General features: G+C 61.8%; 17 protein-coding genes. 8 read left to right on the forward strand and 9 right to left on the reverse strand.

The window, feature by feature from the left end:
* Positions 1-241 precede the first annotated feature (241 nt).
* Complete coding sequence (gene egtD / locus ACWGXF_RS13025; protein WP_370466559.1) at positions 242-1,297, forward strand: L-histidine N(alpha)-methyltransferase; 1,056 nt, start codon at positions 242-244, stop codon at positions 1,295-1,297.
* A complete protein-coding gene (gene egtB / locus ACWGXF_RS13030) occupies positions 1,284-2,612 on the forward strand; it encodes an ergothioneine biosynthesis protein EgtB (protein ID WP_256630211.1) in 1,329 nt (442 codons plus the stop codon). Before egtD ends, egtB begins: the two co-directional genes overlap by 14 nt.
* 27 nt (positions 2,613-2,639) lie before the next feature.
* On the opposite strand, the gene ACWGXF_RS13035 is transcribed toward egtB, so the two are convergent.
* Positions 2,640-3,917 carry an O-acetylhomoserine aminocarboxypropyltransferase/cysteine synthase family protein gene (locus tag ACWGXF_RS13035; RefSeq protein WP_256630212.1) on the reverse strand — a complete coding sequence of 426 codons (1,278 nt, stop codon included), beginning with the start codon at positions 3,915-3,917 and terminating at the stop codon, positions 2,640-2,642.
* Between the two features lie 208 nt (positions 3,918-4,125).
* Here ACWGXF_RS13035 and ACWGXF_RS13040 point away from each other — a divergent pair, with 208 nt between their 5' ends.
* Positions 4,126-5,322, forward strand: a complete 1,197-nt coding sequence (locus ACWGXF_RS13040) for a GGDEF domain-containing protein (RefSeq protein ID WP_256630213.1) — start codon at positions 4,126-4,128, stop codon at positions 5,320-5,322.
* Between the two features lie 72 nt (positions 5,323-5,394).
* On the opposite strand, the gene ACWGXF_RS13045 is transcribed toward ACWGXF_RS13040, so the two are convergent.
* The 8 genes from ACWGXF_RS13045 to ACWGXF_RS13080 form a co-directional block, all read right to left on the reverse strand.
* A complete protein-coding gene (locus ACWGXF_RS13045; protein ID WP_034351677.1) occupies positions 5,395-6,039 on the reverse strand; it encodes a 3'-5' exonuclease in 645 nt (214 codons plus the stop codon).
* Positions 6,040-6,173: 134 nt separating this feature from the next.
* The gene (locus tag ACWGXF_RS13050) at positions 6,174-6,956 is read right to left on the reverse strand and encodes an enoyl-CoA hydratase/isomerase family protein (RefSeq protein ID WP_256630214.1); all 783 of its coding nucleotides are present in this window, start codon (positions 6,954-6,956) and stop codon (positions 6,174-6,176) included.
* A complete protein-coding gene (locus ACWGXF_RS13055) occupies positions 6,956-8,512 on the reverse strand; it encodes an acyl-CoA synthetase (RefSeq protein WP_012837843.1) in 1,557 nt (518 codons plus the stop codon). Before ACWGXF_RS13055 ends, ACWGXF_RS13050 begins: the two co-directional genes overlap by 1 nt.
* Before the next feature lie 41 nt (positions 8,513-8,553).
* Positions 8,554-9,711 (reverse strand): acyl-CoA dehydrogenase family protein, encoded by a 1,158-nt coding sequence (locus ACWGXF_RS13060; RefSeq protein WP_452102010.1) that lies wholly within the window; start codon positions 9,709-9,711, stop codon positions 8,554-8,556.
* A 2-nt stretch (positions 9,712-9,713) separates the two neighbouring features.
* Positions 9,714-10,544, reverse strand: a complete 831-nt coding sequence (locus tag ACWGXF_RS13065) for an SDR family NAD(P)-dependent oxidoreductase (protein ID WP_256630215.1) — start codon at positions 10,542-10,544, stop codon at positions 9,714-9,716.
* Between the two features lie 30 nt (positions 10,545-10,574).
* The gene (locus ACWGXF_RS13070; RefSeq protein ID WP_256630216.1) at positions 10,575-10,988 is read right to left on the reverse strand and encodes a MaoC family dehydratase; all 414 of its coding nucleotides are present in this window, start codon (positions 10,986-10,988) and stop codon (positions 10,575-10,577) included.
* Positions 10,989-11,000: 12 nt separating this feature from the next.
* Positions 11,001-11,441: a MaoC family dehydratase N-terminal domain-containing protein gene (locus tag ACWGXF_RS13075; protein ID WP_256630217.1), complete on the reverse strand. Its 441-nt coding sequence runs from the start codon at positions 11,439-11,441 to the stop codon at positions 11,001-11,003.
* An 11-nt stretch (positions 11,442-11,452) separates the two neighbouring features.
* Positions 11,453-12,637: a lipid-transfer protein gene (locus ACWGXF_RS13080; protein WP_256630218.1), complete on the reverse strand. Its 1,185-nt coding sequence runs from the start codon at positions 12,635-12,637 to the stop codon at positions 11,453-11,455.
* A gap of 125 nt (positions 12,638-12,762) precedes the next feature.
* On the opposite strand from ACWGXF_RS13080, the gene ACWGXF_RS13085 reads away from it, so the two are divergent.
* The 5 genes from ACWGXF_RS13085 to ACWGXF_RS13105 all read left to right on the forward strand — a co-directional run bounded on the left by ACWGXF_RS13085 (position 12,763) and on the right by ACWGXF_RS13105 (position 18,277).
* The gene (locus tag ACWGXF_RS13085; protein ID WP_012837849.1) at positions 12,763-13,782 is read left to right on the forward strand and encodes an AraC family transcriptional regulator; all 1,020 of its coding nucleotides are present in this window, start codon (positions 12,763-12,765) and stop codon (positions 13,780-13,782) included.
* 88 nt (positions 13,783-13,870) lie between these two features.
* Positions 13,871-14,518: a TetR/AcrR family transcriptional regulator gene (locus ACWGXF_RS13090; protein ID WP_256630219.1), complete on the forward strand. Its 648-nt coding sequence runs from the start codon at positions 13,871-13,873 to the stop codon at positions 14,516-14,518.
* The gene (locus tag ACWGXF_RS13095; RefSeq protein WP_012837851.1) at positions 14,518-15,408 is read left to right on the forward strand and encodes an SDR family oxidoreductase; all 891 of its coding nucleotides are present in this window, start codon (positions 14,518-14,520) and stop codon (positions 15,406-15,408) included. Before ACWGXF_RS13090 ends, ACWGXF_RS13095 begins: the two co-directional genes overlap by 1 nt.
* On the forward strand, positions 15,405-17,048 hold the full coding sequence (locus ACWGXF_RS13100) for an acyl-CoA carboxylase subunit beta (RefSeq protein ID WP_256630220.1): 1,644 nt from the start codon (positions 15,405-15,407) through the stop codon (positions 17,046-17,048). The genes ACWGXF_RS13095 and ACWGXF_RS13100 overlap by 4 nt, the downstream gene beginning before the upstream one ends.
* A gap of 50 nt (positions 17,049-17,098) precedes the next feature.
* Entirely contained in the window at positions 17,099-18,277 is a 1,179-nt protein-coding gene (locus ACWGXF_RS13105) for an acyl-CoA dehydrogenase family protein (RefSeq protein ID WP_039048447.1), read from the forward strand.
* Positions 18,278-18,283 lie beyond the last annotated feature (6 nt).

The following is an 18,283-nucleotide window of genomic DNA, read 5'->3' on the forward strand; positions in this document are numbered from 1 at the left end:
GCTAGGGTGTATGTTTAGATCGGTATTCCGCCAGCGCGGGGTACCGATTTTTTTTGCTGAATTCTTTGACCAGTATTGACTTTGTCAGCATTGCTGCATGCGCATGCAGTAAAAGGATCGCTGGCTTCAGCCCTACTTCTGCCGATTGCCGGCCGCGCTAGGCTGAGGGTCTAAAGCAGGCTTGGCAGTGATGGCGCGGGCAATGGCTGCATCGCGCGATCAGCTCATCAGGAGGATCAGCATGCGCGCGACACCGGACAGGCAGGCAGCATCGATAGAGTTTGCATCACGCGCAGGGCGCATTCCATTGCCTCTGGCGTCCTCGTTGAGACCGCCACCGCTTCAGGACGATGGTTGCAGCTTCTTGGACGCGTATACCCCCCCGACGCATCTGCGCTATGAGCTGGCGCAGGGGCTGATGCAGCGGCAGGCGCAGATTTCTCCCAAGTTCCTATATGACGCGCATGGCTGCGCCCTGTTTGAGCAGATAACCGAGCTGCCCGAGTACTACCCCACAAGAACCGAGGCTGCCATCATGGCCCGCTATGACCTGGAGATCGCCCAAGCCATGGCGGGTTGCCAGGTGTTGATAGAGCTGGGCGCGGGCAATTGCGAAAAAGTGCGGCGCCTGTGCCGCAGCGTGGGGCCGCAGCAGTTTCTGGGAGTGGATATTGCGGTCGAGTTTCTGCAGGCCGCTGTGGCCAGGCTGGAGCACGACTTCCCGCGACTTACGGCTCGTGCGGTTGCGGCGGATTTCACGGGGGACTGGCATTTGCCGTCAGGCGTGCCACAGACGCGGCGTGAGCTGTTCTATCCTGGCTCCTCGATCGGCAACTTCGACACGCAGCAGGCTTTGCATATGCTCGGACATATGCATTCACTTCTGGGGGGCGACGGCGGGCTGCTGATTGGCATTGATCTGCCCAAGCCGGTACCGGTTCTGATAGCCGCTTACGACGATGAGCAGGGCGTCACAGCCGAATTCAATCTCAATGTGCTCAATCATGTGAACCGTCTGCTGGGCAGCGATTTCAATCTTCAGGACTGGGCGCATGAGGCGCGCTTCGACAGCCGGACATCGCGGATAGAGATGCATTTGCGCGCCCGTCGCCCCGTCATGGTGTGCTGGCCTCAGGGTCTGCGCTATTTTGCTCAGGGCGAGACCATCCATACGGAGAACAGCTACAAATACCCGCTGTCCGATTTCCTCTCCATGCTGGCTTGCGCGGGATTTGCCGAGCCCAGGGTCTGGACCGATGAGCAGCAATGGTTTGCCGTCATTCATGCCCATGCCTGAAACCATGGCGCGGCCATTTTGCATGACACCTGCTGCCGGGGACTGGATAGTGCTGGCGCAGCAGTTCGAGCGGGTGAGGGCCTGCACGCAAAAGCTGGCTGCGCCCTTGTCTGCAGAAGATGCCTGCGTGCAATCCATGCAGGATGCCAGTCCTGCCAAATGGCATCTGGCCCATACCAGCTGGTTCTTCGAAACCTTTGTACTGGCCGTGCACCAGCCAGGGCATCAGGTTTTTGACGGCAGTTTTCGCATGCTGTTCAACTCCTATTACCAGCAGGTGGGTGCACGCCATCCCAGAGCCCAGAGGGGCTTGTTGACCAGGCCGGCTCTGGCGCAGGTCATGGCCTATCGCGCTGTGGTGGATGAGCAGATGCTGGCGCTGATGGCCGCCATGAAAGAGAAAAGTCCGACGACTCAGCAGGCCGTTGCTCAGCTCGTCGCATTGGGCTTGCAGCACGAGCAGCAGCATCAGGAGTTGATGCTCACCGATATCAAGCATTTGCTTTCTTGTCACCCGCTCTGGCCTGCTTATGCGTCAGATGGGGTAGCAGAGGAGAACTCCGTGCAGGCCTATGCTGATCTCACATGGCTGCCACTTGAGGCGGGCATCTACAGCATGGGTCATGGCGGGGGCAGCTTTGCGTTTGACAATGAAATGCCCAGGCACAGTGTCTATGTGCAAGCTGCGCAGATTGCATCGAGGCCCGTGAACAATGGCGAGTTTCTGCGCTTTGTGCTGGATGGCGGCTACAGCCAGCCTCAATGGTGGTTGGCCGAAGGCTGGGACTGGTGCCAGGCCCAGCAACTGAGCCACCCCTGGTACTGGAGGCAAGCTGAAGATGCTGCGGGTGATGCGGGCTGGCAGGAGTTCAGCCTGTATGGCGTGACGGCTCTGCATGCACTGAGACCTGCCTGCCATATCTCCTATTTCGAGGCTGATGCCTATGCGCGCTGGGCCGGTGCGCGCCTGCCGACGGAGATGGAGTGGGAGGTGGCAATGGGTGCGCATGACTGGCCTGTGTCCTCGCCGGTGGGACATGCCAGCCTGCATCCTGAAGTCTCGGGCGCTCATCATGGGGTGGCAACTGGCCAAGTCTGGGAGTGGACGCATTCGTCCTATGCCGCCTACCCGGGCTTTCGCGTGGCCGAGGGGGCTGTGGGGGAGTACAACGGCAAGTTCATGGTCAACCAGTATGTGCTGCGCGGCGGCTCCTGCCTCACGCCTGCCGGTCATGCGCGGCTGACCTATCGCAACTTCTTTCCCGCAACGGCTCGCTGGCAGATGACGGGGCTGCGACTGGCGCGCGATGCCTGAGGTCGCGCGCCGGAATCTCAGCCCGCTTCAGACCTGTTCCAAGGCCTGGTTCAGGTCGGCCAGCAGATCGTCAATATGCTCGATGCCCACGGACAGGCGCACCATGCCTTCGGTCACGCCGGCCTTGGCCAGTTCGTCCGCATCCAGCTGACGGTGCGTGGTTGAAGCGGGGTGGGTGGCCAGCGACTTGGCATCGCCGATATTGACCAGGCGCGTGAACAGCTGCAAGGCGTCCAGGAAGCGTGCTCCGGCCGCACGGCCTTCGCTGCCCTTGAGGCTGAACGACAGAATGCCCGATGCGCGGCCGCCAGACTGTTTTTGCACGATGGCATGGTCGGGGTGGTCTTTCAGGCCTGCATAGCGCACCCATTCCACCTTGGGGTGTTTTTGCAGCGTTTCTGCAATCTTCTGCGTGTTTTCGCAGATGCGGTCCATGCGCAGGGCCAGGGTTTCGATGCCTTGCAGAATCTGGAAGGCGTTCTGCGGCGAGATGGCGGCGCCCATATTGCGCAGCGGAACGACGCGGGCGCGGCCGATGAAGGCGGCGGGGCCCAGTGCTTCGGTGTAGACCACGCCGTGATAGCTGACGTCGGGTTCGTTCAGGCGCTTGAAGCGGGCCTTGTGCTCCGCCCAGGGGAACTTGCCGCTGTCCACGATCGCCCCGCCAACGCTGGTGCCGTGGCCGCCCAGGTATTTGGTCAGCGAATGCACGACGATGTCAGCGCCATGCTCGAACGGGCGCAGCAGATAGGGAGAGGGCACGGTGTTGTCGACGATCAGCGGCACGCCTTGCCGGTGGGCCACATCGGCCAGAGCGCGGATATCGGTCACATTGCCCAGCGGGTTGCCGATGGACTCGATGAATACCGCCTTGGTCCTGGCATCGATCAGCTTGCCGAAGCTGGCCGGATCGCGTGGATCGGCAAAGCGCACCTCGATGCCTTGCTGCGGGAAGGTGTGGGCAAACAGGTTGTAGGTGCCGCCGTAGAGCGTGCTGGCCGACACGATGTTGTCACCCGTTTCGGCCAGGGTCTGGATGGCGGCGGTGATGGCTGCCATGCCCGATGCCACGGCCAGCGCTGCAATGCCGCCTTCGAGCGCCGCGACGCGCTTTTCCAGCACGTCGGTGGTGGGATTCATGATGCGCGTGTAGATATTGCCCGGGACCTTCAGATCAAACAGATCGGCGCCATGCTGGGCGCTGTCAAACGCGTAGGCCACCGTCTGGTAGATGGGCACGGCCACAGCCTTGGTGGTGGGGTCGGGGGAATAGCCGGCATGTACGGCGAGTGTCTCTATGCGCATGTGTGTGTCTCTTTGGCAAGTTATTCGAACGCCACAGCCCGGGCTTTGGCGTCATTGATTATGGGCAGGACGTTGACTCAGGAGAACGACCTAATGGCTATGTGCTTATGCCAGAGTGAAAGCGAGCGCTGTATTGGAATATTGGAGATACTTCTCGCCGGAGAATGGACGACGTTGAATTCACAGTTTCCTGCGCGGAGAACCTAAATTGGGCCAGCCTGCAGATTTGTACTTTGCCTTGATTGCGCCGGCTTGCGTGGTGTTGTTCGGGTTTGCCTTATTGGCTTGCTGGTATGTGCAGCGCCGACAGCCGCGTGCGCTGTTCCTGCTCTGGCTGGTGGGCGGTTATGTGCTGCTCGCGACAGCTCTGGCTGCGCAAAGCCTGATGAGCAATGCGCAACTGAGTCATTTCGCCCTGATGACGGCATGCCTGTATTTGCTGGGAACCTGGTCGCTGGCGCAGGGCATGTCCTTGCGGCTGGGGTCGGCAGGGGCAAGCGTGGCCGGCGGCCTGTTGATCGCTGTCGTCGCCCTGTCCGTGCTGTTCTATTTTTCCCGGATCGAGAATGATTTGTGGGTCCGCGTGCAGTGCCTGGCTCTGGCCATGGCCTTGCAGCTGGCCCTGGCCATGCCGGCGTTTCTCAAGGCCGATTCGTCAAAGGACTGGCTGGAGCGTGGCGTGCGCTGGGCCTATGGGCTCAACGTCTGTTATGCCTTGTTCAGGCCGGCGGCCGTAAGTCTGTTGCCCGTTCACGAAGTGCAGGAGCTGACCCGATCTGGATACTGGTTGCTCACCCAGGCCATAGCGCTTCTGTTTGCGATGTGGTTTGCGGTAGGACTGCTGGCCTGCTCGGTCAGGGATGTGATGACGACATTGCGCGAAGAGCGCAACCGTGACTCTTTGACGCGCCTGCTCAATCGCCGCGCCTTCATGGAGGCCGCAGAGTCGCGCTTGGCCGATCAGCGGCTGGTGCCCTGGGCCGTGGTTGCCGTGGACATCGATCATTTCAAATACATCAACGACAACTGGGGCCATGCGGCCGGCGATCAGGTGCTACAGCAACTGGCTCAGTTGCTGACTCAGCAGGTCAGAGACTGCGATCTGGTTGCCCGCTTCGGCGGAGAGGAGTTTGTCTTGCTGCTCTCGCGAGTACAGCTGTTCGAAGCGCAAGCCATTGTGGAGCGTGTGCGTGAGCGCTTGCAAAGCCAGGTGCTCGGAGGATTGGCTGCGCAACTCAAGGTAACAGCCAGTTTTGGCATTGCTGCACTCAGTTCCGCACAGGATTTCGAGCAGGCACTGGCTCGGGCCGATGCGCTGCTATACCAGGCCAAGAAGGCAGGGCGGGATTGTGTCATGAGCTCTGCGCAGGACGAGAGCGAGCTGCAATGGAGAATGATTGCCTGAATCCCGCTGTCGGGCGCAGAGCCTATGGTGCTTTGACGATTGGCTTCTTTTCGCGATCTGAGGGCTGAACGTTTACGACCTCGGACTCCTGGGGCCGCGTCGGGGAAGGACTGGTTGTGTGCTTTCCCAGGCGGGAAGGCGGGCATAGATCACGACCGGAGCATGGGCGTCATTGGCGGCATAACGTCGCTGGGCCGGGCTGAGTTCTGTGGCAGCCCAGTTGGAGGTGGTGGTGCGCTTGGACTTGCGAAAGCTTTGCTGGAGCACCAGCGCTGCGGCGGCGCGCACACCCACTGATGGGCCATAGCCGAGCCGCTTGAAGCGGCTGTCCAGATCCTGAATATTGATCAGCGGTGCCCCCAGCCTGCGGGGCAGGGAGTGTTTATCGTTATCGAGCCCGAAGCCGACCTTGCAGATATGTTCTGCAGCCAGCACCATGCGCGACACTTCCAGAGCCATGGGCCTATGCAGTTGCAGCAGCCAGACCTGACTGGCCGTGGCAAGCTGCACCAGATGAGGGCCGCTGTCTTGCTGGCCAATATTGAAGATGGGTTTGCTTTCAGTGTCAAAGCCGAGCACGGGCTCGGCATTCATGGCCTTGAAGGCGGCTTCAAATTCGGTTTCGGACTGCGGTATGTGGATTGCATGTTCGGGCAATTCCAGAAACGGAGGGAGCAGGGCACTTTCGTCCTTGCTGGGTGCAATCAATCGGGGCATGTCGGCAATTACACACCAGCTTCGTGCTTATCCCCAGAACATGTGGTCTGGCCTGTGGGTAAATATCGGAATAAATGCGCAAAGCCTTGACTGGCAAGGCTTTGCCTGTTGCGCCTAAAAAACAGGCAAACGATTCAGCGACGCTGAAACACGGGCTTGCGCTTTTGCAAAAAGGCAGTCACGCCTTCGAGGCTGTTGCCGGAGCGGGCGCAGCCCAGCATGGCTTCGCGCTCGGCACCCAGTTGCTGCTGAAGATCTTGCCGATGTGCCGAGTCACAGAGGCTTTTGATGCCCGCCAAGGAGTTTGTGGGGCCGCCGGCAAGCTCTTCGGCCAGCGCGGTTGCCGCCGCCAGCAGCTGTTCGGGCTCGTGCAGCTCGTCGACCAGGCCCATGCGCAGACAGTCCTCTGCCGCGACGGCGCGGTTGCTCATCAGAATGTATTTGGCCCTGGCAGCACCGGCACGGCGGGTGAGATAGCCCGATACACCAAGATCCGGGCTCAGGCCGATGGCGGAGTACCCTCCGCGCAAAAACATGTGACGGCTGGCCAGTACCAGGTCCGCACACAGTGCGAGCCCGATGCCGCCACCTCCGACAGGGCCTTGCACGGCACTGATGACTGGCAGCGGCAAGCTGGCCAGCTGATGCATGACAGGGTTGAGCAGATCAAGCATGGCGCCGATCAGCGGTGCCAGTCGCTCGCGATGTTCGCCAAACTCGCTGATATCGCCCCCGACGCAGAATTGCTTACCGCTTGCGGAAATGAGCAGGGCACCGATATCCGCGTTGCAGGCCCGCTCTACCACTGCCTTCAGGTTGTGAGCCATGGCCGTGCTGATCACGTTGCCCCGCTCGGGCTGGTTCAGGACCATATGACCTACGCCGTTACGAACTTCCCAGAGAACCAGATCAGACATCAGGTGACCTTTCTTTCATGATGGGCCCAGAACGGGGCCCGCAAGCTGGTCTTGAGGATCTTGCCTGCACCGGATAGCGGCATGGCCTCGACAAAGGAAACATCACGGGGACATTTGTAGCCGGCGATGCGCTCCTTGCAGAAATGGATCAGCTCCTGGGCTTCCAGGCTCTGTCCGGGCTTAAGCACGATGAAGACATGGACCTGCTCGCCCCAATGCTCATGGGGAATGCCTATGACGGCGCACGAGGCCACGGCAGGATGGGTGGCAATAACGCTCTCCACCTCGATGCTGTAGACGTTCTCGCCACCGGTAACGATCATGTCCTTGATGCGGTCCACGACAAAGACGTAGCCTTCGTCATCCATGCGGCCGCCATCGCCCGTATGCATCCAGCCATCACGGATGGCGGCTTCGGTTTCGGCGGGCTTGTTCCAGTAGCCCAGCATCACTCCGGGGCCCCGAACCACAATTTCACCGACCTCGCCACGTGGCACCTCCCGCCCTTCGGGATCGACGATGCGCACCTCGGTGCAGGCCGTGGCGCGTCCGGCGCTGCGGTGGCGGCCCTTGGCCCGGCCTGGCTCGCGGTGCATCTCGGGGGAAAGAATGGTGGCGATGGGGGATACCTCCGTCATGCCATAGGCCTGCACAAAATCCACGTCGGGGATGGTCCGCATGGCCCGGTCCAGCAGGCCCTCGGAGATGGGTGAGGCTCCATAAGCCATCTGACGCAGCGACTTCAGATCATATTTGTGCAGATCGGGGTGGTCCACCAGCATTTGAATCATGGTGGGCACCAGCAGCGTATCGGTCACGCCGGTGCTGGCGATGGCCTGCAGTACAGCGAGAGGATCGAAGCGCGGCACCATGACATGGCAGCCGCCTGCGGCGAACAGGGCATTCATGAAAGCACCGTCAGCCAGATGGAACATGGGGGCTGCGTGCAGGCCAATGCTGCCTGCGCGCACGATCTGTGACGACACGCTCGAAATGGCATTGGTATAGAGATTGCGATGGCAGAGCATGACCCCCTTGGGAGAGCCAGTGGTGCCACCGGTATAGAAGACGCCGGCCAGATCGTCGCCGCTGCGCATGGAGTCTTCAACCGGGCTGCTGTCTGCCACCAGCGCTTCATAGGAGAGCATGTTCTGCGGGGCAGGGCCATCGCCCAGATGGATCAGCGTTTGCAGGGAGCGGGACAGCTTGAGGAGCTCCGGTGTCAAAGGCGAAAAACTGTCATCCACCAGCAGAATGCGAGTGTCGCAATCATCGAGGGAGTAGGCGATCTCGTTGGCGCTCCAGCGGATATTGATGGGGTTGACGGCCACGCCTGCCCAGTAGCAGGCCATGTAGTACTCCAGATACCAGTCTGAGTTGAGGCTCAGAATCCCGACCCGGTCGCCAGCCTGGGAGCCCAGCGCTTGCAGCGCACCGGCGAAGCGGGCGACGCGGTCTCCCAGCTGCGCAAAACTGCGTTTGCGACCGTTGTAGATGCTGGCTGTGGCATGGGGCGTCTGCTGCACGGCGCGACGCAAGCTTTGCGTGAGATACATGGCTGGCCTTTCTTGAAACAGAGAAAGCAATCAATGCGAGGCTATTGGGCGAAAAGGCGTCTGGCGATCAGGTCCTTCATGATTTCGTTAGCGCCGCCGTAGATCTTCTGGATCCGGGCATCGGTGCACAGGCGCGCGATGGGGTATTCCTCCATATAGCCGTAGCCGCCGAACAGCTGCAGGCATTCATCCATCACCTTGCACTGCTGCTCGCTGCACCACCACTTGGCCATATAGGCGGCCTCGTTATCCAGAGTGCCGTCGAGCAGGCGCTGTATGCAGTCGTTGACAAAGCTGCGCACCACATGGGCCGTGGTGGCGCATTCGGCCAGCTTGAAGCGCGTGTTCTGGAAATCTGCAATCGTCTGGCCGAATGCCTTGCGTTGCTGGGTGTAGTCCACGGTCAGTGCAACAGCCATCTCGATGGCTGCAGCGGCGCTGACCCCCAGTAGCATGCGTTCATAGGGCAATTGGCTCATCAGCTGCTTGAAGCCTTGCCCCTCGGTGCCTCCCAGCAGGTGGCTGACGGGTATGCGCAGGTCTTCAAAGAACAGCTCGGCAGTGTCCGAAATATGCTGACCGATCTTGCCTAGCCTGCGGCCCACGCGAAAGCCAGGCAGGTTTTCCGTCTCCAGCACCACCAGCGATACGCCGCCGCTTCCGGCATCTCCGGTGCGCACGGCCACCACCAGCAAATTGGCCGTGTAGCCATTGGTGATGAAGGTCTTGGAGCCATTGATGACGTAGTGCTCGCCATCGCGCTGGGCCCGTGTACGCATGGCCTTGAGGTCGGAGCCCACGCTGGGTTCGGTCATGGCGATGCCGGCCAGCAATTCGCCGCTGCAAAGCCTGGGCAACCAGCGCTGCTTTTGTTCCTCGGTTCCATAGGCCAGCAGGTAGTGCGAGGCGATGGTGTGCACGCTGGTGATGGCATGTACCTCGGCCTTGGTCAGCTCTTCCTGCACCACCAACTGATAGGCCAGATTGCCGCCACCGCCACCCCATTGCTCGTCCATCTCGGGCAGCAGAAAGCCATATGTGCCAAAGCCGCGCCAGATCTCGCGCGGCACGTAACCCTGGGCGCGCCAGGCGGGTACATGGGGTGCCAGTTCGCGCTCTATGTAGCGGCTTACCTGCTCTCTGAAAGCATCGATATCTGCATTCATCCAGGCATGTTGAAAGGGTTTGGGCAGCAGCATGTTCAGACCCCCGTCAGGCCGCCGGTACACATCAAGGTCTGGCCGCTGATGTAGTCCGACTCGGGTTGGCAAAAGAGGTAGACCGCACCCGCCGCTTCGTCGGGCGTGCCGGCGCGACCCAGGGGAATCGTCTGTTCCATGGCTGCCATCAGGCCGGGGTTCACGCCTACCTTGATGTCGCGGCCTTCGATGCGGGCCGTCTCGCCATTGGCGGCGGAGTTGGTCAGCCTGGTCTTGATGAGTCCGAATGCCACGCAGTTCACATTGACGTTCATGCGTCCCCACTCTTTGGCCAGCGTCATGGTCATGCCCGTGATTCCGGCCTTGGCCACGGAGTAGTTGGTCTGGCCCGCATTGCCGAACAGGCCCGCTACCGATGAGATATTGACCACCTTGCGCATGACGCGCTGGCCAGCTTCCAGCTCGGTCTTGGATAAGGTCCTGATAACAGGCTGGGCCGCACGCAGTATGCGAAACGGTGCCGTCAGATGGCAGTCGAGAATGGCGTACCACTGCTCGTCGCTCATCTTCTGGATGACGTTGTCCCAGGTGTAGCCGGCGTTGTTGACGATGATGTCCAGTCCCTGGTATTGCTGGACGGCGGCGCCAACAAAGCGCTCGGCAAAGTCGGTGTGGGTGACATTGCCCACGCAGGCAACGGCCTCGCCGCCCATCTCGCGTATCAGGGCCAGGGTCTCATTGGCGGGTTCGGCATCGAGGTCGTTGATGACCAGGCGTGCGCCTTCGCTGGCCAGCTTGAGGGCGATGCTGCGGCCTATGCCGCGGCCCGATCCTGAAACCAGGGCTACCTTGCCGTCGAGTTTTCCTGTCATTGCTGTCTCCTTGGGCGAATCAATACGTTCTCAGGGCAGGCTGATCCAGGCATCGCCCGCGATCTTGGTCTGGCCATGCTGGTTGGTGCTTTGCACCTCGACGCGGACGCTGCGGTCCGCATCTCGTTTTTCCATAACGCGGCCCGTGCACGAGATCGCATTGGCCAGATGGGTAATGCCCTGAAAGCGCACGTCGAAGCGGCGCAGCCTGGATTGCGGCGCCCAGTTGGTCAGCAGCCGCCCCAGCCAGGCCATGCCCAGCATGCCGTGGGCAAACACATCGGGCATGCCGGCCTTGCGCGCAAAGTCGGTGTCGATATGAATCGGGTTGTGGTCGCCCGAGGCTCCGGCAAACAAGGCCAGCGTGGTGCGGCTGATCGGGGACAGTTCGAGGGCCAGCAGTGCATCTCCAACCTGGACCTCGTCGTAGCGGGGGGTGTTCATTGCCGGTCCTTTCTAGTTGCGAACCACGATGACGGAGCGCATCTCGGCCACCAACTCGTTGTTCTGATTGACAGCGCGCGATGACTTCACGACAAATTCCAGTGCGCCGTTCTTCTTGCTGTAGACGTCATCGATCCTGGACTGCACTGTGATGCGGTCTCCGGCGCAGGCGCTCCGGTGATAGCAAAAGCTCTGCTCGCCATGCAGGATCTTGGCGATCGGGATGTTCAGGGTTTGCAGGAGCAGGTCGGACGCGCCGCTGTCCATCTCCGCCGCAAACAAAAAGGTGGGGGGCGCGGGCAGGTCCGGGTAGCCCGCTGCGCGGGCGGCTTCCAGGTCGGTATAGATGGCGTTGTTTTCACCGATGGCCTTGGCAAAGAAGCGCAGGCGGCTGCGGTCCAGGCTGAGCTCGGAAGAGGGCAGGGCATGCCCTATCCATTGGGTGTCAATCATTGGCAGCTCCTTCAAACGCGCTCGTAGAGGGTGACCACGCAGGCGCCACCGAGGCCGAGGTTGTGCTGCAGCGCCAGGCGGGCATTGGCAACTTGGCGCTGATCGGCGCGGCCGCGCAGTTGCTGCACCAGCTCCGTGCACTGGGCAAGGCCGGTGGCGCCCAGCGGGTGGCCCTTGGACAGCAGGCCGCCCGAGGGATTGGTCACAAACTTGCCGCCATAGGTGTTGTCGCCGTCACAGACAAACTTTTCCGCGCTGCCCACAGGGCACAGGCCCAGGGCCTCGTAGGTCAGCAATTCGTTCTGTGCAAAGCAGTCATGCAGCTCCACTACGTCCACGTCCTGGGGGCTGATGCCGGCCTGTTCATAGACCTGGCGCGCAGCGTCCTGTGCCATGCTGAAGCCCACCACTTCGCGCATGTCGTGGGCCTCGAAGGTTCTGGGACTGTCCGTGGTCATGGATTGGGCGCGGATGCGCACGCTGTGGTCCAGGCCATGCTTGAGCGCATAGGCTTCCGACACCAGCAGGGCCGCCGCCGCGCCGCAGGTCGGTGGGCAGGCCATGAGCCGGGTCATGACGCCCGGCCACATCACGGGAGAGGCCATGACCTCCTCCTCTGACACCTCGGTGCGGAACAGGGCCAGGGGATTGCGCGCTGCATGGCGGCTGGCCTTGGCGCGGATCTTGGCAAAGGTGGAAAGCTGCGTGCCGTACTGGTCCATATGCGCCTTGCCTGCTCCGCCGAAGTAGCGCAGGGCCAGTGGCACGCCGTTATCGCCGACCAGGGCATCGGTTTCCGCTTCGAATCGGTCAAAGGGGCTGGGCCGGTCGCTAAAGACCGAGCCCAGTGCGCCAGGGGTCATCTGCTCGAACCCCAGGGCCAGCACACAGTCGGCAGCGCCGCTGGCCACGGCTTGACGTGCTAGGAACAGTGCGGTGGAGCCGGTGGAGCAGTTGTTGTTGACATTGATGATGGGAATGCCGGACATGCCCACCTCATACAGCGCTCTCTGCCCGGCGGTGGAGTCACCGTAAACATAGCCCACATAGGCTTGCTGCACTGCGTCATACGCGAGGCCTGCATCTGCCAGCGCCAGGGACGTGGCGCTGGAGCCCATCTGGAAGTAGGGATCACTCTTTCCGGGCTTGGCAAATGGAATCATGCCTACGCCGGCAACAAACACATTGCGACTCATGGGGGCTCCTTGGGAAAGTGGCAAACAGGTGTTGGGCAATGAGAGCCATCGTAGGAATTACCGATGCGCAAACCCATTGCCGAGCGCATCTTTCGTATGTCAAAAGACCTCAATGTGATCTGTTCATGGCTGCTGCTTCCATCATTCCTTTCACGATCTCCATGGCGCTGGTGCGGGGTATTGCTGCCGGGGTGAGAAGACGCGGCCATGACTGCGAGGAGCTGCTGCTGCGTGCCGGCATAGCCCCTTTGCTGCTGGCGCAGGACGGCGCCAGAGTCACGGCAGACCAGTATGTGGCGCTGATGTGGCGAGTGGTGGAGATGCTGGGGGATGAGGCCATGTGCCAGTTCTCCAGACCGCTCAAGCGCGGCAGCCTGGAGCTGATTGCGCGTCAGGCCCTGTCAGGGCATGGAATGGAGACCGCGTTGCAGCGCATGTGCCAGGCCCATGTGCTGCTGCAGGATCAGGTGGATGTGCAACTGGTGCGTGATGGAGCGCTGGCGGGCATTGTGCTGCGCCCTGTGGGCGATGAGCCCTTGCCCAATTTCCTCTATGAGTTTTCCCTGCGCGTGCTGTGGCGGCTTACTGCCTGGCTGATGGGCGGAACGCTCAAGGTGCAGCACTTTGACTTTGCCTTCGGCCAGCCTGATTACGCCAACGACTACGGCGATACCTTTCCGGCGCCCTTGCATTTCGGTCTGCCGTTTTCGGCATTCTGGTTTGATGCGCGCAAGCTCGCCCGTGTCTGCAGTCGCGACGAGCAGGCACTGCAGACCTTTGTGGCCAGCTGGCCGGCGGCAGCCATCATGCCGCCGCGTACGGGAGAAGGTGTGGATGCCCGTGTGCATGCCCATTTGCTGCAGTCGCGTCCGCAGTGGGCGGGGCTGGAAGCCACGGCCGCCGAGCTGAACATGTCGGCCCCTACGCTGCAGCGCAAGCTGGCGGCTGCGGGCACCTCCTTTCAGGCCATCAAGGATGAGCTACGCCGGGATATCGCGGTCTCCCGATTGGGAACCAGCAAAGTCAGTTTTACGGAGCTGGCGGCAGACCTGGGGTTTGCCGACGCAGCGGCGTTTCAGCGTGCCTTCAAGGGCTGGACGGGCAGCTCGCCAGGCCTTTACCGTGCCAGGCCGGTTGAGAGCTGATTGCTTGAAAACCCTTGCGTACAAGCCCTAGTTATTTTTACAAAGCAAATGATTGGTAAAAATAGCAAAGGCCGATATGCTGCGTCTCATGCAAACAAGTCATGAAGCAGTCATAGCAAAAAAGCGCGGTCGCGGCAGGCCACCCAAATCGGCCGATGAGCGCAATGAAAGCATGCGTCGTGGCGAGCTGGTGAAGGTCGCGGCGCAACTGTTCAGACAGCGCGGATTTCACGGCACCAGCACACGCGACATCGCCGCAGCCGCAGGCATGCAGCCAGGCTCCCTGTTCTATTTTTTCGAGAGCAAGGAGGCCATCCTGCATGCGGTCATGCGTGACGGAATGGCGCAGGCTGCCGCGAGTCAGGCCGCTGCGCTCGATGGGTTGACGGCGCGTGCCAGCGGTGTGCAGCGCCTGAGGGCCCTGGTGCGCAATCACCTGCAGATCATGGTCGGCCCCGAGAGCGACTTCATCCCCGTCATGCTTTACGAATGGCGGCTGCTCAGCGAGGAGCAGCGTTTGGATGTGGGGGCGCAAAAAGACGAATACGAGGCGCAGTGGATGCCTGCACTGCAGGCGCTGCATCACACGGGAAAGCTCAAGGCCAGTCCCGAGATTGCGCGCCTGTTGATCTTCGGTGCGTTGAACTGGACGGCTCAATGGTTTGCCGAGGGCCGCGGGCTGACGCTGGATGAGTTGACCGAGCAAGCCCTGGCCTTATTCATTGGAGAGCGCTGATGTACCGATCCGTATTCCGTGCCGCATTGTTTGCGGGGCAGGTGGTTGTGGTGACCGGTAGCGGCTCGGGCATCGGCCGCTGCGTTGCGCACGAGCTGGCATCCCTGGGCGCCACAGTTGCCTTGGTGGGACGCAATCAGGACAAGCTGGCTGCTGTTCAAGCCGAGTTGCAGCAGGCCGGAGTATCGGAAGATAGAGTCAGCCGGCACAGCGCGGATATACGGGATGAGGCTGCCGTCAAAGCGCTGGTGACCGAGGTTCTGGCCCGCCACGGGCGCATCGACGCCCTGGTCAATAACGCGGGTGGGCAGTACATCGCGCCCCTGGCCAGCATCGGAGCCAAGGGCTGGCAGGCCGTGCTGGACACCAATCTCACAGGCGGCTTCCTCATGGCGCGCGAATGCTTTGTGCAACACATGGCAGAGCATGGTGGCTCCATCGTCAACATGGTGGCCGATATGTGGGGCTCCATGCCAGGCATGGGGCACAGCGGCGCGGCGCGAGCAGGCATGGTCAGCTTGACAGAGACGGCTGCTGCGGAATGGGCGCCCCATGGCGTGCGTGTGAATGCCATCGCACCCGGCTACATCGCCTCCAGCGGCATGGATCATTACCCACCCGAAGCGGCAGCCATGCTGCGCAAGATGCCCGCTACCGTGCCGGCGGGGCGCTTTGGCAACGAGGCCGAGGTTTCCGCCTCCATCGTGTTTTTGCTCAGTCCCGCAGCCAGTTTCATCAGCGGCACGGTGCTGCGCGTCGATGGCGCCCGTCCCCAGGTGCGCATGGGCATGGGGCCGGTGGCCGCCAGTGCCGAGGTGCAGCAACGCGGCGCAGTGCGTGCATTTGACGGCTTTTCTCTCTACCAGACTCCCAAGGTGTTTCAGTCATGAGCGTCTTTGCATCGCAATGGAATGCAGCCGGCGAGCAGGCGCAGCAGCGCCGGGCCGCCACGCTGGCGCGCATCGCCGCGCTGCGTGAGCTGGAGCAGCGGGCGGCCCAGGCATCGCAGCGGGCCAAGTCGCAGTTTGAAAAGCGCGGCCAGTTGCTGCCGCGCGAAAGAGTGGCCTTGCTGCTGGACCCGGGTACCCCCTGGTTGCCGCTGTGCTCACTGGCAGGCTATCTGCAGGACAGGGCAGACCCTGAAAAATCCGTGCCAGGAGGCGGCATGTTGGCGGGCATCGGCTTTGTCAGCGGCGTGCGCTGCATGGTCGTGGCCAGCGACTCGGGCATCGAGGCGGGAGCCATCCAGGAAAAAGGCCTGGACAAGATGCTGCGCGTGCAGGAGATCGCGCTGCAGAACAAGCTGCCCTTTATTCATTTGGTGGAGAGTGCAGGCGCCAATCTCATGCGCTACCGCGTCGAGGGCTTTGTGATGGGCGGTGCCTTGTTTCGCAACCTGGCGCGGTTGTCGGCCGCAGGTTTGCCTGTCATCACCGTGCAGCATGGCTCGGGCACGGCTGGCGGTGCCTATATGCCGGGGTTGTCGGATGTGGTCATCATGGTGCGCGGTCGCTCGCGTGCCTTTCTGGCTGGACCGCCCTTGCTCAGGGCGGCGACCGGTGAAATTGCGACCGAGGAAGAGCTGGGTGGTGCCGAGATGCACACCAGTGTCTCGGGGCTGGGCGAGTATCTCGCGGAGGACGACCGCCAAGCCCTGGGCATGGCACGCGCCGTGGTGTCTCAGCTGTCCCAGTGGAAAAGGTCTGAAGCGCTTGATATATCCAAACGGGAGGCTATTGGTTCAGGAATCGTCGAGCCGCTTTACCAGGCCGATGAGCTCTTGGGGCTGATGCCGGCACACCATCGCGAGCCAGTGGATATGCATGAAGTCATGGCGCGGCTGGTCGATGGTTCCGAGCTGCTGCTGTTCAAGTCCGGCTACGGTGCGGCCACGCTGTGTGCGCAGGCGCATATCGGGGGCCATGCCGTGGGCCTGATCTCCAACAACGGTCCCATCGATGTGGCTGGTGCCAACAAGGCTGCGCATTTCATCCAATGGATGTGCCAGCTCGGTCATCCCATCATCTATCTGCAGAACACCACGGGCTATATGGTGGGCAAGGACAGCGAGCAGGCCGGCATGATCAAGCACGGCAGCAAGATGATCCAGGCCGTGACCAATGCCACCGTGCCGCAGATCACCATCCAGTGCGGGGCCAGCTTCGGTGCGGGCAACTACGGAATGTGCGGCCGCGGCTATGCGCCGCGCTTTCTTTTCAGCTGGCCCGGCGCCAAGACGGCGGTGATGGGCGGCGAGCAGGCCGCCAGCACCATGCGTCAGGTCACCGAGGCCGCCATGGCACGCAAGGGCTTGCCCGTCGATGCCGAGCTGATGCAAAAGCAGTACGACCAGATCGTGGCCATGTTCGAGGCCCAGGCCGATGCGCTGGTGACCAGCGGGCTGTTGCTGGATGACGGCGTGATCGACCCGCGCGACACCCGCGAAGTGCTCTCGTTCTGCCTGCAGACCTTGCACGAAGCGCAGCAGCGCACGGTGCGCCCCGTGCAGTTCGGGGTCGCGCGCATGTAGTGCCGCACCTTTTCCCTTTTCTTCCAAACAGGACTCGACGGAGACAAGCCATGCAATGGACCCATGAACATCTGGAAGTGCGCAAGACCCTCAAGCGCTATATCGACGAGAAGATCAATCCTCATGTCGATGAATGGGAGCAGGAGGAGATCTTCCCGGCGCACCAGGTGTTCAAGGGGCTGGGCGATCTGGGCCTGCTGGGCCTGACCAAGCCAGAAGCCTATGGCGGCTCGGGGCTGGATTACTCTTACAGCCTGATGATGGCCGAGACTCTGGGCCATATCCGCTGCGGCGGCGTGCCCATGGCCATTGGCGTGCAGACCGATATGTGCACGCCCGCACTGGCACGCTTTGGCAGCGATGCCTTGCGCGATCAGTTTCTGGCGCCCGCCATCGCGGGCGATATGGTGGGCTGCATAGGCGTGAGCGAGCCCGGTGCGGGCAGCGATGTGTCGGGTATCAAAAGCCATGCCCGCAAGGATGGCGATGACTACATCATCAGCGGCCAGAAGATGTGGATCACCAACAGCATTCAGGCGGACTGGATGTGCATGCTGGTCAACACCGGCGATGGACCGGTGCACAAGAACAAAAGTCTCATCATGGTGCCGCTGCGGGAGGGCCCGCGCGGCAAGCTGACCAGAGGCGTGGAAGTGGCGCAGAAGCTGCGCAAGATCGGCATGAACTCCTCGGACACGGGCCTGCTGTTCTTTGACGAGGTGCGCGTGCCGCAGCGCTATCTGGTTGGGCAGGAGGGGCAGGGCTTCATCTATCAGATGCAGCAGTTTCAGGAGGAGCGACTCTGGGCCTCGGCCAGCGGCCTGCTCGCCATGGAGGACTGCATTCAGCAGACCATCGAGTGGGCACAGCAGCGGCAGATGTTCGGCAGCACCCTGATCGATCAGCAATGGGTGCAGTTCAAGCTGGCCGAGCTGCAGACCGAAGTCGAGGCGCTGCGAGCACTGACCTATCGTGCCGCTCAGATATATATGGCGGGCCAGGATGCGCTGCAACTGGCCAGCATGGCCAAGCTCAAGTCGGGGCGGCTGACGCGTGAAGTGGCCGATACCTGTCTGCAGTTCTGGGGTGGCATGGGCTTTACCTGGGACAACCGCGTCTCGCGCCTGTACCGCGACGGGCGTCTGGGCTCGATAGGCGGCGGTGCCGACGAGGTCATGCTGGGCATCATCGGCAAGACCATGGGGCTGATCAAGCGCCAGGCGCACTGAGGAGCG

Source organism: Comamonas sp. HJ-2, assembly GCF_053615495.1.

Bases quoted from the DNA above. Each gene is read 5' to 3' on its own strand.
- egtD (WP_370466559.1), top strand. From the start codon at position 242: ATGCGCGCGACACCGGACAGGCAGGCAGCATCGATAGAGTTTGCATCA.
- egtB (WP_256630211.1), top strand. From the start codon at position 1,284: ATGCCCATGCCTGAAACCATGGCGCGGCCATTTTGCATGACACCTGCT.
- ACWGXF_RS13035 (WP_256630212.1), bottom strand. From the start codon at position 3,917: ATGCGCATAGAGACACTCGCCGTACATGCCGGCTATTCCCCCGACCCC.
- ACWGXF_RS13045 (WP_034351677.1), bottom strand. From the start codon at position 6,039: ATGCCCCGATTGATTGCACCCAGCAAGGACGAAAGTGCCCTGCTCCCT.
- ACWGXF_RS13050 (WP_256630214.1), bottom strand. From the start codon at position 6,956: ATGTCTGATCTGGTTCTCTGGGAAGTTCGTAACGGCGTAGGTCATATG.
- ACWGXF_RS13055 (WP_012837843.1), bottom strand. From the start codon at position 8,512: ATGTATCTCACGCAAAGCTTGCGTCGCGCCGTGCAGCAGACGCCCCAT.
- ACWGXF_RS13060 (WP_452102010.1), bottom strand. From the start codon at position 9,711: ATGCTGCTGCCCAAACCCTTTCAACATGCCTGGATGAATGCAGATATC.
- ACWGXF_RS13065 (WP_256630215.1), bottom strand. From the start codon at position 10,544: ATGACAGGAAAACTCGACGGCAAGGTAGCCCTGGTTTCAGGATCGGGC.
- ACWGXF_RS13070 (WP_256630216.1), bottom strand. From the start codon at position 10,988: ATGAACACCCCCCGCTACGACGAGGTCCAGGTTGGAGATGCACTGCTG.
- ACWGXF_RS13075 (WP_256630217.1), bottom strand. From the start codon at position 11,441: ATGATTGACACCCAATGGATAGGGCATGCCCTGCCCTCTTCCGAGCTC.
- ACWGXF_RS13080 (WP_256630218.1), bottom strand. From the start codon at position 12,637: ATGAGTCGCAATGTGTTTGTTGCCGGCGTAGGCATGATTCCATTTGCC.
- ACWGXF_RS13085 (WP_012837849.1), top strand. From the start codon at position 12,763: ATGGCTGCTGCTTCCATCATTCCTTTCACGATCTCCATGGCGCTGGTG.
- ACWGXF_RS13090 (WP_256630219.1), top strand. From the start codon at position 13,871: ATGCAAACAAGTCATGAAGCAGTCATAGCAAAAAAGCGCGGTCGCGGC.
- ACWGXF_RS13095 (WP_012837851.1), top strand. From the start codon at position 14,518: ATGTACCGATCCGTATTCCGTGCCGCATTGTTTGCGGGGCAGGTGGTT.
- ACWGXF_RS13100 (WP_256630220.1), top strand. From the start codon at position 15,405: ATGAGCGTCTTTGCATCGCAATGGAATGCAGCCGGCGAGCAGGCGCAG.
- ACWGXF_RS13105 (WP_039048447.1), top strand. From the start codon at position 17,099: ATGCAATGGACCCATGAACATCTGGAAGTGCGCAAGACCCTCAAGCGC.